The following is a 13,054-nucleotide window of genomic DNA, read 5'->3' on the forward strand; positions in this document are numbered from 1 at the left end:
CTATATATCTGAATGGGATTTTTGCTGAGACTATTTTCGAAGAACGCCCTTTTTGTCTTCTTTATATTCCTGCAGATTGTTGCTCTGGTTCTGATATTCTCTAAAAATGCCATGCAGAAATCATGGGTAGCTGGCCAGTCGGCTGCGCTGAATTCATGGATTTCGGGGTATATTGATGAAGGAGTTTCATATCTGAAGCTGAAGCAGATCAATGAAGATCTTGTTGCCCAGAACAAAGCCCTGATGACCCAGCTTTATGGCAAAGAAGGGGCAAAAAATCCTGTATTCAGAAAAGTACATGATACATTAGGCGGTGGCCAGATCTATACCTTTGTAGATGGCGAAATCGTCTTTAACAGTATCAACAGAAGAAATAATTATTTTACAATTAATCGTGGCCGCAGAGACGGTGTTTTTCCTCAGATGGGCGTAATGGCTCCTAAAGGGATTGCCGGAATTGTAATCAATTCTACGGACAGCTATGCTTTGGTTCAGTCTGTTCTGAGTGTTAACAGGATCAGAATCAACGCTTCGTTGAAAAATTCAGGATATTTCGGAACTTTAACATGGAATGGTGATAATTCAAGAGTAATGCATCTTGCAGACATCCCTAAATATGTAGCCTTAAAAGTAGGTGATACCGTTGTTACAGACGGTAAATCAGCTATTTTCCCTAAAGGGGTAATGATTGGTACTATTGCCGGATATTCTGTAGACAATAAAACAGGTTTCTGGGATATCTCGGTAGAGCTAAGTGAAAAAATGGGAGCTTTAAGCAAAGTATTTGTTGTAAAGAACCTTAAAAAAGCTGAGGTACAGAGAATTCAGGATACATTGCAGACCGTAATAAAAAAAGAAAATGATTAGCAGGACTCTATTTACCGATATATTGATCATGATCTTCCTGGTTGCATTACAGATTTTTGTACTGAACAGGATCACTATTTTCGGAAAGTACACCCCGGTTCTTTATCCGGTATTCGTCATGTTTTATCCTTTCTTCAGAAATAAATATCAGTTTTTAGCTTTAAGCTTTTTAATAGGACTTTCTGTAGACGCATTCCTTTACTCATGGGGAATCAATGCTTTTGCAACAACGCTGATCGCCTATTTCAGAACTTTGATTTTCAGAACTTCCACAGATACTTCTACAGACTTTTTCTCTTTTCAGTCCCTTCAATGGGCGCAGTTTTTACTGTTTCTGTTTTCGAGTATCTTCCTGCATCAGCTTTTAGTGCAGTACATAGAATTTTTTAAATTTAGCCGTTTTTTTGAAATATTACTTAATGTGGTGATCACAAGTATAATTTCCTTTATATTTATAGTGGTTTACGCATTAATATTTAAAATCAAACAAAAAGTTTGAACACACGTTATTTAAAAATCTTTTCTGCCCTCGTAGTCATCGCCCTTATTTTTGTGGCGAGGCTTGCTTATTTGCAGCTGTTTACAGACCGTTATGCTTTAAATGCAGCGAATACATCTATTAAAATTGAATACGTTATCCCACAGAGAGGAGTTGTTTTTGACAGGAACGGAAAGATCCTAGTAGGAAACCAGCCTGCCTATGAGATTTCCTTTACGCAGGCCTTAATGAAACCGGATTTTGATACCGTCGGGTTTTGTAACCTGATGCAGATCAGTAAAGCGGATTTTATTAAAAGAATCGATATCATTAAGAAAGAAAAATACTATTCAAAGCTGACTCCTATGACCTTTCTGAAGGACCTCAGCAGGGAAGATATTGCCAGGGTGCAGGAAATTATTTTCAAGTATCCGGCATTCAGTATTGTTTCCAGACCTCAGCGTCAGTATGAAGTGTCCACTTCCGGAAACCTTTTAGGGTATACCAGTGAAGTTAATGAAAGAGAAATTAAAAAAGATTCCATTTATTACCTTCCCGGAGACTTTATCGGGAAAACAGGAGTTGAGAAATCTTATGAGAAAGATCTTCGCGGTATAAAAGGGATGAAATATATTCAGAAAGATATTAAGCTTCGGAATATTGGTTCATACAAAAACGGTGCATTAGATAAAGATGTGGTTACCGGTAAAGATATTACCTTAACCATTGACTATGACCTGCAAAGGATGGCTGAAGAAATGCTGGTTGATAAGCATGGTGCAATTGTAGCAATAGACCCGAATAATGGGGAAATTCTTACCCTGGCAACAGGCCCGGATATTGATCCCAACTTATTTACAGGTCCTTACAAATCAAAGAACCTTTACGCATTATCAAAAGATACCTTATACGAAAACAAGCCTACATTTGACAGGTCTGTTCAGGCAGCTTACCCTCCAGGTTCTACCTTCAAGTTGCTGACTGCCCTGGCAGGAATGCAAATGGGAGTAATGGACGAAAATACGGTTTTCCCTTGTGGAGGCGGATTTTATTATAAGGGGTTAAGAATTAAAGGACATGGTGGTGCAGATCCTCTTATTCCTTCTATCCAGGTTTCCAGTAACTGTTATTTTTCGCATGCATTTATTGCTATCATGAATAAATATCCGGGTGATCCTTCCAAAGGAGTTGATGAATGGAAAAAAATTATGAGCAGCTTTGGAGTAGGAGAGTATCTGAATAATGATATTGCCGTAGGTTCTCCAGGTAGAATTCCTACCGGGAAGTTTTACGAAAAAAGAAGCGGAAAGAAAAACTGGAGCTCAGACTATACGATGAATGGTTCTATTTTTAATGGAATGGGTCAGGGTGACGTTTTGGTAACTCCTCTTCAGTTGGCAAACTATGTGGCTGCCATTGCCAATAAAGGCTGGTTTTACACCCCCCATATCGTTAAATCTATTGATGGCAAGCCGAATCCTGATCCAAGATTTAAGACTAAACATAAAACCCTTGTAGATCCCAAACATTTCGAACCTGTACTGAAAGGTATGGAGGCTGTGGTCTTGAGAGGTACTGCAAGAAGTTTGAAATCCAACGACTTTACTCAGCTTGCAAAAACAGGTACTGCACAGGTTCCTCAGGGAAAAGACAACTCTATCTTTGTATTGATTGCTCCGGCTGACAAACCAAGGATTGTAGTAGCAGCAGTAATGGAGCATGCCGGATTTGGAGCAACATGGGCTGGTCCCGCCTGTACCGTGATCGCTGAAAAATATATAACCGGGGATCTTAAGAGAGAAAATCTTTACAAGAAAATGACCAGTGCCAGCTTTATGCCTGAGTACAAAAGACAGTGGGTAGCAGATCTCAAACGTAAAGGATTGTATAAAGATCCTAAAGTAGATTCTGTTAAGCTGAAAAGACAACAGGACAGCCTGAACTTTATCAAAGAGCAGAAAGCAAAACTGAAGAAGAAAATAGAAGAAGAAACAAAGAACAACACTAAAAACGTAAAGCGATGAAATGGGCAGAAGGAATAGATAAACTAGGACTCGGGCTGTATTTTCTGCTTTGCATTTTTGCGATTGCAAATATTTATAGTGTTGATCAGAAACTTGGAGAAAAACAGTTGATTTTCTTCTGTATATCCCTATTTGTGGGGCTTATTATATTCGTAGGGAGAAGCAAGTTCTTCGAGAACATGTCTGCGATTATCTACATTGGCGGTGTTTTGCTTCTCATTGGGCTTTTCCCGTTTGGGAAAGAAATCCTTGGCCAGAAAAACTGGTATAAGTTCGGAAGCTTTACCATGCAGCCGGTAGAATTTGCGAAAATAGGAACCGCTCTTATGCTTGCCAACTACGTCTCCGGACCGGATTTTAATTTGAAAGTTAAAAAATCACTTTGGACTGTTTTAGCTATTATCGGGATTCCAGCAGTAGTCGTTTTGGCGATTCCGGATGTGGGTTCCATGCTTGTATTTATAGCATTCTTTATAGCATTATACAGAGAAGGCCTGAATGGGCTTCTGTTTGGAATTGGGTTTATTTTTGCTGGAGTCTTTTTAGTCTCTCTTGCTATACCTCCTGTTTATGTGGCATTGACGGTAGTTGTAATTGCCGGGATTTTGATCGCCATGAATTATCACAGAATGTCTTGGGATGTAATTTCTATTTCAGGAATTGCCGGTTCAATTCTGCTGTTGTGCGGATTGGCTTTCGGCTCACCCTATATTCTGGAAAAACTTCCAAAGCACCAGAGAGAAAGAATTGAGGTTCTTTACAAAGGAGAAAAAGCGTTCAGAGATACTTCCGGGTACAACTTATTATATTCAAAAACAGCTATAGGATCTGGTGGGCTTGTAGGAAAAGGATACCGTGAAGGATCAGTAACACAGGGGAAATTTGTTCCCGAGCAGGAAACCGATTATATTTTCTGTACAGTAGGCGAAGAATGGGGCTTTATAGGAAGTGCCGTGCTGGTTTTATGCTACATGATCTACATCGGACGCATCTATTATCTCGCAGAACAGCAAAAATCTACTTTTAACAGGGTATTTGGGTATTGCTTTGCTTCCATCCTCATGATGCACTTTACCATCAATTTAGGAATGGTTATGGGGCTTTTCCCGACGGTGGGTATTCCGCTTCCGTATTTCAGTTATGGAGGAAGCTCGCTGCTTGCCTTTTCTATGATGACTTTTATTTTCTTTAAACTGAATTATTCGGATAAGAACAGTCTGGTATAACTGTAAGCTCATTTTCATATTCCCTAAATATAGAGGAAATAGACCCATTCGCATAAAGACAGACCTGATGCAAGCATATATTCTGGATCAAAATTATCAAAACATAAACTTTAATGAACAGCCTTTCGAAAAAGGGGAATACGAGAACTGCACCTTCAGAAACTGTAGCTTTGAATATGCAGATCTTTCAGGTTTCAGCTTTACGGACTGCGAATTTTCCGGATGTAATCTGAGTATGGCAAAACTGGTGAAAACCTCTTTTCATGACACAGCTTTCATAGAATGTAAAATGTTCGGGCTTCAGTTTAATGACTGCAACGATTTCGGACTTTCCTTTACATTTGATGAATGTCTACTGAATGATGCCGTATTCTACAAAACTTCAATTAAGAAAACAGTATTTAAAAATTCCAGATTAATTGAAACCGATTTTGCTGAATGCGATGTGTCCAATTCAATATTTTTAGAATGTGATCTTTCCAGAGCCATTTTCGACAATACCAACCTTGAAAAAACAGATTTCAGGACTTCCTTCAATTATTCTATAGATCCTTCCGTAAATCGTCTTAAAAAGGCTAAATTTTCCCTTTCTGAGGTGCATGGACTTCTTTATAAGCTGGACATTGAAATTGATAGGGATTAGACGATAACGGAAGATGTCTTCTGCTTGAATAATTAAAATTTATAGAGGTGGGCTTTAGCCCGCCTTTGTATTTAATATATTCTTCTACGGCTTTAGCCAAAATAATTATTCCTGCGAGCTAAACAAAACAAGTCGTAAACCTCCCTTTTTTACGTTACTTATACGTCATTCCTCTTACTGAAGGCGTGGATTTTGTGCAGGAAAAGACAGAGTAGTAAAAAAGTGGAATAATTAAAAAATAAAAAAGCCATCAGATTCTGATGGCTTCATTATTTAAATCAATTATTTAAAATTAAAAACTTGTCGCTGCGGATGGAGTAGAAGATGCAAGATTATTATAAGCATCTCCGTTCTCGTTGATTACTCTTTTTGCAAACCTGAATTTAGGTCCCCAGTAAGAATCATTCAGCGATGAGATCATTACCCCTTTAGAAGTGGCTGCATGGATGAATTTAATTTCACCTTCTTCAGTTACACTTTCTACGATACCTACGTGAGAGATTCTTCTTCCGTGTGAAAAGAAAATCAGATCTCCTTTCTGAAGCTCACTTTTATCAATGCTTTCTCCTTCCTGAGCCTGAGAAGCTGCTACTCTTGGTAAGCTAAGCCCTGCTGCTGCTCCGAATACAGAAAGAACGAAAGCTGAACAATCAATACCTCTTCTCGTCATTCCTCCGTATCTGTAAGGAGTTCCAAGGTATGTTTCAGCTTCTGTAAGGATATTGTCGATGGTTTTATTGTATTTGACTGCCTTTGCAATCTCAGAATTCTTAATAGCTTTTTTCGCGTTTGCGATAGATGCCGCCTTTTCCGCCAGGAAAGAATCAATAAGTCTTTGCTTATCCTGCTCTATTCTCTTATTATCAATAGAAGCTAGTTTGGCATCTGTTTTGTATTCTTTAGCGTAAGTTGCTGGCTGTGAAACTACATAATTTGTAGCGCAAGATTGAACAGAAACTGTAGACACTAAAGCAACTAAATAAAACAAAACTCTTTTCTTCATATATATTTGATTATCCGTGTTAAAAGGAATATTTATTTTCAAAAGCATTACAAAAGTAGAGATTCCGAGCAAAAGACCCCTGATATGATTATTGTCAGGTTCTTTATTTAACACATTTTAACATATTATTTAAGTATGTTAAAGAAAAACAAACCGCAACCGCCTATTTTTGGCGAGTCTGCGGTTTTTTTTATTAAGATTCTTTAACATAATAAATAGCTTTTCCTTTATTAATCGGATTTCGTGATTTAAAACTCCACTTTTTGTAGCTGTTAATAAATCAAAAAAAATCCCCAGTTTTCCGGGGATTTAACTAATATGGAACTTTACAGATGTTATTTTGTGAATAACATTTCTCTATATTTAGTCATTGGCCAAAGTTCATCATCCACCATCATTTCAAGATCATCAGAAGCTTCTCTGATCACATCGAATAAAGGAATTACTTTGCTGCAGTATGTTTCTGCCTGCTTCTGACTATTTGATACAGCCTTCGCTGCTTCTCTTGCTTTGATAAGGTCCTCAACGCCCAGTTTGATCTTGGAAACGTTTTCAGAGATATTAGTGATTAAGCTCATTTGCTCTTTCGCCAATGTTTTGAATTCTTTATCAGGGAATATTTCTTTAAGACCTTTTACGTTCTCAATCAGTCTGTTCTGATAATTTAAAGCAGAAGGAATGATGTGGTTTCTTGCGATGTCACTTAAAACTCTTGCTTCAATATCAATAACAGTAGAATATTTTTCTAGTTTGATTTCGTTTCTTGCCTCAACCTCTCTGTGCGTAAATACTCCGATTTCTTCATAAAGATCAACGAATTTTTTATCCATTTCCTGCTTAAGTGCTTCCGGAGTAGTTTTTAAGTTATTTAAACCTCTCTTTTTAGCTTCTTTCGCCCAGTCATCAGAATATCCATCACCTTCAAACATAATGCTCTTGCACTGCTTGATGTACTCTCTCAATACATTGAAGATCGCTTCGTCTTTCTTAAGTCCTGTTTCAATCAGAGCATCAACTTCTTTTTTGAAATCGATCAATTGTTTAGCGGCGATCGTATTCATTACAGTCATGGATTCTGCACAGTTGGCAGAAGATCCTACCGCTCTGATCTCGAATTTATTTCCGGTAAATGCAAACGGAGAAGTTCTGTTTCTATCTGTATTATCTAGAAGAATTTCAGGGATTTTTCCAACTACATTTAATTTAAGGTCTGTTTTTTCGTCCGGAGAAAGCTTTCCTTCCGTTACTTTTTCCAGTTCTTCCAATACTCTGAACAGCTGGCTTCCGATAAATACGGAAATAATTGCCGGTGGAGCTTCGTTAGCACCTAATCTGTGGTCGTTGCTTGCAGAGGCGATGCTTGCTCTTAAAAGGTCAGCGTATTCGTAAACCGCTTTGATTGTGTTCACGAAGAATGTTAAGAACTGTAAGTTTTTCTTAGGATTTTTCCCGGGGCTTAGCAGGTTTTCACCAGTATCCGTTGCTAAAGACCAGTTGTTGTGCTTTCCGCTTCCGTTTACTCCTGCAAATGGCTTTTCATGGAATAAAATATGGAAATGGTGCTTGTGAGCAATTCTAGCCATGATATCCATCAACAAAGAGTTGTGGTCTACGGCAACGTTTACTTCTTCAAACATTGGGGCAAGTTCGAACTGGTTAGGGGCAACCTCGTTATGTCTTGTTGTTACGGGAATCCCCAACTTCATACATTCAATTTCCAGTTCTTTCATGAAGTTCATTACCCTTGTTGGGATAGAACCGAAATAGTGGTCGTCCAGCTGCTGTCCTTTAGCAGGAGAATGTCCTAATAAAGTCTTTCCTGTTAAAACAAGATCCGGACGGGATTGGTATAATGCAGAGTCAACTAGGAAGTATTCCTGTTCCCAGCCTAAAGTAGGAGTTACTTTTGTTACGTTTTTGTCAAAATACTGCATTACATTGGTTGCAGCTTCATCTACAGCATTCAAAGCTCTTAAAAGAGGTGCTTTATAATCTAAAGTTTCTCCTGTATAAGAAATAAAGATAGAAGGAATACATAAAGTAGTTCCCATAATGAATGCAGGAGAAGTAGGATCCCAAGCCGTATACCCTCTTGCTTCGAAGGTATTTCTGATTCCCCCGTTCGGGAAAGAAGAAGCATCAGGTTCCTGCTGGATCAACAGGTTTCCGCTGAATCTTTCAATGGCTCTGCCTCCTTCGATAGGAGTGAAGAAAGAATCGTGCTTTTCTGCAGTAGTTCCTGTCAAAGGTTGAAACCAGTGTGTGTAGTGAGTCGCTCCTTTACTCATTGCCCAGTCTTTCATAGCTACTGCTACCTGATCTGCAATGTGTCTCTGGATCTTTGTTCCTTTTTTGATAGCATCCATAATAGACTGGAATGCTTCTTTGGTTAAATATTCTCTCATGGTCTCTTCTGAGAAAACATTCTGGCAGAATAATTCTGACAGTTTTCCAGGAACCTCAACAGAATTATCTCTTCTGAAGTCCTTAAATGGTAAAGTTTCTAACGCTTTGAATCTTAAAGTTGACATAATAAGGTTAATTTTTACAGGGCAAATTTACAAAAAAAATGAATTGAAAATATTTTACCCCTGTATTTTTTAGGGGTATTTGTAAAATTTATGAAAATCAAACGATGGTTTAACTATTTTTAATAGGGTGATTGGCTGGTGAAAGGTAATGTTTAGCCCTTTAATAAACATCACAATGCATTTTATGATATGCATTTTACAATTCTAAAGATACAAATTTAAACTGCTTGTTAAAAGATACTTAAAATAAGTTGAGCGAAGATTTTGTATATTTGTGTGAAATTTATTTTATGACAAATTCTAGAGCTAGAGAAACAACGGAAGCAATTGAAAGATTGTATATTTCTATGAGACACCTCTTTTACAGAGGTTTTTTTAAACCTGCCGGTGTTTCTGGAGAAAGTATCAGAAGTTTGTTAAAGACTATCAATCCAGAGATTTATGGTACCATGAATATTCCTAATAAAATGGAATTAGATGGTTTGATGTACGTTTTAGACAGACTTCCGGAAGGGATTGAAGAATGTGCGTTTATTCATCTTACATCGGATGAAGGTTTTGATAAAGGAAGTTTCGAACCCATTGTTCCTAAAAAAAGAAGAAGAAACTGTTACAGGATAGATGAACACCAGATGAATATTGAAGTTCTTTTGGGACGTTCTGAAATTTATGACATTCTTACCCACTTAACATTCTTATTTATAGAAGCCGATAAAGTGAGAAACCTTGCTTTCATTCAGGATGAAAACTGGAAACCTACACGTGCTTTTAAAATTATCGAAGAAGTCGTAAAGGGAGAGAAAAAATTCAGCAGAAAAGAAAAAGAGGTTGCTCTTATTCATTTATCTTCTTTAATAGGAAGAACTTTTGAAGAAGCCCTGAACGCTTACAATGCTTTTGGGGATGATGATAATCCAGACCGTTTATTCAAAATCATCTACAACTTAGGAAAAGTAAGTCTGGAAGATGCAAAACAGACGAGAGAAAGAGAGATTCATTTCAGTGCTATATTAAAGGAAAGAGTAGGGCATCACTATTTTGGTGAAAAATGGGCCAACAAAGTGAAAGAAGTTTTATTTGAAAACAATCTTCATATGCGTCCATTGCACATTATTTCTGCCAATATGCACTCAGTGAAAAATATGCTGTATGGAAATGATGCCTTAAAGAAAAAAGACAACAAAGAAGTAGATTACAAACTGTACGGAGAGATTTCTGATAAAAAAGAACTTCGCGACAAGGTTTCAAAATATGCTTTAGAGGAAGGTTTGATTTATATTAATGATAAGAGCGGAAGTAATATAGATGTTCAAATCATTGATTTAAGCAAAACAGACCTTAAAAACACTCCGTTCAGCGGTATAAAATATGGTGGCGACGATGTGATCATGGTTTTCGACTATGCTTTCGGAGAGCAGGCTTTTGAGGTAATGGATGAATTACTTAGACCTTTTGAGCATAAAGGAGAGGTGTATATGATGAAAGTGAAATCCGTTTCTATCATGGGTAAAGCCGGGATCCTTGCCGGAGGAAAAGGAGACATTATGATTCCTACTGCCCATATTTTTGAAGGAACAGCGGATAACTATCCTTTTGAAAATGCTTTAAAACTGGATGATTTTAAAGATGATGAACTAAAAGCGTTTGAAGGCCCGATGATTACTGTATTAGGAACATCACTTCAAAACAGAGATATCCTTTCTTACTTTATGAACACTTCATGGAAAGCAATTGGTCTTGAAATGGAAGGAGCACATTACCAGAAAGCGATTCAGGTGGCGTCTAAAATCAGACATCATATTGCACCGGATCTGTTTGTATGTTATGCGTACTATGCTTCAGATAATCCATTGGAGACAGGAAGTACACTTTCTTCAGGAGGCTTAGGCCTTACAGGAGTGAAACCTACTTATCTGATTACTTTAAGAATCCTTGAAAAGATCTTACACAGTGGGAAAAAAGAAATTCCGGCTAAAAAATAATTTGTTTTTTAAATCATATAAAAACCTCAAATGTAAAATACACTTGAGGTTTTTTATTTTAGACTTCCTAGGACTAATTTTATATGTTCTCAGAAAATGCTTAATTGCATAATGCCTGGTTCAAAGCTATAATAGCTTTCTCATAATGCTCCCTTTTTACTACAAACTGCATGTTAACCTGCATGATGGACTGTGCATAACATTCGATATTAATATGATTCTCATACAGGGCTTTTGCCGCACGATATAAGAATCCGGGGGTAGCAATATTGGTTCCCATTGCACAGACTAATGCAACCGGAACTCCCGTTACCTGATAGAAATTTTGTTTGAGTTCCTCCAAAAGCTTTTCCGCGGCATTACTTTCCCAAATTACCATTGTTATTGAGTTTGCGTTTGTAGATTTCAATACATAACTTATATTATACTTTTGGAAATAGGTCATGATTTGGGCATCATAACCCACTTCGCTTACCATAAGCGGATCATGAATTTCTATGGCCAGCATTTTTTTTGATCCGGAAACGATCTCAACACGGGCGTCAGGAGATACATAATTTTTTGATATCAAGGTACCGATATGATCCGGGTCGAATGTATTTTTAATACGGATATTAATTCCGGAGAGTTCTAATGGTTTTGCTGCCTTTGGGTGAATGGCTTCCATACCTATATCAGCCAATTGGTCTGCAATGATGTAATTGGTCAGTCCCACCGGAACACAGTTTTCTACACCCACGATATTAGGGTCTGCGCTGGATAAGTGATATTCTTTATGAATAACTGCCTCATCAGCCTTTATATCTACAGCGACCTTACTGAAGGTAACTTCGGAATATCCACGGTCAAAAACCCTCATAATTCCTTCAGTTCCTTTAGTGTATCCGGTTGCTACACAAATTACATTTTTAAAATCTATTCCGCTGAATTCTTTTGTAATTCTTTCATCAATAGTAAGGGCTTCGTTATCATCAAATCCGCATAAATCCACAAATTTTGCGTTAATTCCTTTATTGTTGATAATATTAGTAGAATTCCACGCAGAATGGGCTTCCCCAATAGAGGCTAAAATTTCTCTTGCCGCAAGATGAATATCGTGAGCATTTACATATCCTGATGCCAAAACCTTACTCAGACTGCTAAGCATTGTTTTTGCCTGCTCCACTCTGTTTGTTATAAATTCATTAGCTTCGGAAAGCTGAAGGCCAACATTCTCCAATCCTTCATTAATGGAAATCAGTTTTTGGCATACCTTATCGAGATCAGCCTTATAATCTTCACCGTTCAGAAACTTTTGATATACACCGGGTTCACCTGTTTTTTTATGTTCTAATAGCCAGTTTGTTACATTATTATAGGCGGAGACTACAAAAACCCTATTATAAAATTCTCCCTCCTTTCTTTTTCCAATAATTATATTGTAAAGAACATCCTGAAACTGAGACATGGAAGTTCCTCCTATTTTTTCTACGGTCAGCATTATAAAACTTTATTTAATCTGCGAAAATAAGAAAATTAAGATGATTGGAGATACTGATCTGTAAGTTACCGGTTTAATCTTTTAAAAAATGCTTATACTTTTCATTCAAATTCTAGAACCAGCCTTGTCAAGGTTTTAAACCTTGACAAGGCTCATGAATGATTAGTGCTTAAAATTGTGTATTAATTTGTCTGTGAGAAATTAAAAAAATAAATTAATTATCTTTAAAAAACATAAATTTTAAATAATGAGTTCAACTATACAGTTATCAAAAAGATTCAGGGAAGTCTTGCTTGATGGTTACTGGATCGCCAATACTAATTTTAAGGATAAACTCTCAGATGTAACATGGAAACAAGCCATTGCTAAAATAGATTCTTTAAATACGATTGCTATGCTTACTTTTCATATCCATTATTATATAGCCGGAATTGTTAATGTATTGGAAGGCGGTGAGCTCGAAATAAAAGATCAATTCAGTTTTGATCTTCCGCCTATTGAATCTGCGGAGCAATGGGAGGCGCTTTTAAATAGGCTTTGGACAGACTCAGAAAAGTTTGCATCATTAGTTGAACAGATGGCTGACAGTAAACTTGATGAGGTTTTCGTAGATAAAGAATACGGGACCTACAGAAGAAATATCGATGGAATGATTGAACATGCTTACTATCATTTAGGACAAATCACATTAATTAAGAAGATGCTGACTCATCTATAATTTATGTCATTAGTGTTTAAAAAAAGCAAAACCTGCACGAGCAGCTTAACCATCTGGAAGAAAACCCATCTAAAGTTATAACGGATTAAAAAGCCCTAAAAT

At 37.2% G+C, this 13,054-nt stretch carries 10 protein-coding genes; 7 read left to right on the forward strand and 3 right to left on the reverse strand.

All coding sequences use genetic code 11. The features are described from left to right. Nucleotides 1-12: 12 nt before the first annotated feature. From mreC to DRF61_RS04170, 5 genes are all read left to right on the forward strand, one after another. On the forward strand, nt 13-867 hold the full coding sequence (gene mreC, locus DRF61_RS04150; RefSeq protein WP_111954340.1) for a rod shape-determining protein MreC: 855 nt from the start codon (nt 13-15) through the stop codon (nt 865-867). Next, nucleotides 860-1,366, forward strand: a complete 507-nt coding sequence (locus tag DRF61_RS04155; protein WP_034724152.1) for a hypothetical protein — start codon at nt 860-862, stop codon at nt 1,364-1,366. Before mreC ends, DRF61_RS04155 begins: the two co-directional genes overlap by 8 nt. Next, nucleotides 1,363-3,369, forward strand: a complete 2,007-nt coding sequence (locus DRF61_RS04160) for a penicillin-binding transpeptidase domain-containing protein (RefSeq protein ID WP_111954342.1) — start codon at nt 1,363-1,365, stop codon at nt 3,367-3,369. The genes DRF61_RS04155 and DRF61_RS04160 overlap by 4 nt, the downstream gene beginning before the upstream one ends. Beyond that, on the forward strand, nt 3,366-4,595 hold the full coding sequence (gene rodA, locus DRF61_RS04165; protein ID WP_111954344.1) for a rod shape-determining protein RodA: 1,230 nt from the start codon (nt 3,366-3,368) through the stop codon (nt 4,593-4,595). Before DRF61_RS04160 ends, rodA begins: the two co-directional genes overlap by 4 nt. Before the next feature lie 67 nt (nt 4,596-4,662). Further along, nucleotides 4,663-5,238: a pentapeptide repeat-containing protein gene (locus tag DRF61_RS04170; RefSeq protein ID WP_111954346.1), complete on the forward strand. Its 576-nt coding sequence runs from the start codon at nt 4,663-4,665 to the stop codon at nt 5,236-5,238. Between the two features lie 292 nt (nt 5,239-5,530). Here DRF61_RS04170 and DRF61_RS04175 read toward each other — a convergent pair whose 3' ends face one another. Both DRF61_RS04175 and DRF61_RS04180 read right to left on the reverse strand, forming a co-directional pair. After that, entirely contained in the window at nt 5,531-6,241 is a 711-nt protein-coding gene (locus tag DRF61_RS04175) for a C40 family peptidase (protein ID WP_111954416.1), read from the reverse strand. Between the two features lie 335 nt (nt 6,242-6,576). Next, nucleotides 6,577-8,772 (reverse strand): glutamine synthetase III family protein, encoded by a 2,196-nt coding sequence (locus DRF61_RS04180; RefSeq protein ID WP_111954348.1) that lies wholly within the window; start codon nt 8,770-8,772, stop codon nt 6,577-6,579. 290 nt (nt 8,773-9,062) lie between these two features. On the opposite strand from DRF61_RS04180, the gene DRF61_RS04185 reads away from it, so the two are divergent. Beyond that, nucleotides 9,063-10,754 (forward strand): DUF6909 family protein, encoded by a 1,692-nt coding sequence (locus DRF61_RS04185; RefSeq protein ID WP_111954350.1) that lies wholly within the window; start codon nt 9,063-9,065, stop codon nt 10,752-10,754. A 100-nt stretch (nt 10,755-10,854) separates the two neighbouring features. On the opposite strand, the gene DRF61_RS04190 is transcribed toward DRF61_RS04185, so the two are convergent. Next, nucleotides 10,855-12,234, reverse strand: coding sequence for an aspartate kinase (locus tag DRF61_RS04190; protein WP_111954352.1), 1,380 nt, complete (start codon nt 12,232-12,234; stop codon nt 10,855-10,857). 247 nt (nt 12,235-12,481) lie between these two features. On the opposite strand from DRF61_RS04190, the gene DRF61_RS04195 reads away from it, so the two are divergent. Continuing rightward, nucleotides 12,482-12,952, forward strand: coding sequence for a DinB family protein (locus DRF61_RS04195; protein ID WP_111954354.1), 471 nt, complete (start codon nt 12,482-12,484; stop codon nt 12,950-12,952). Nucleotides 12,953-13,054: the final 102 nt, after the last annotated feature.

The organism is Chryseobacterium lathyri, assembly GCF_003290185.1.
Lineage (GTDB): Bacteria > Bacteroidota > Bacteroidia > Flavobacteriales > Weeksellaceae > Chryseobacterium > Chryseobacterium lathyri.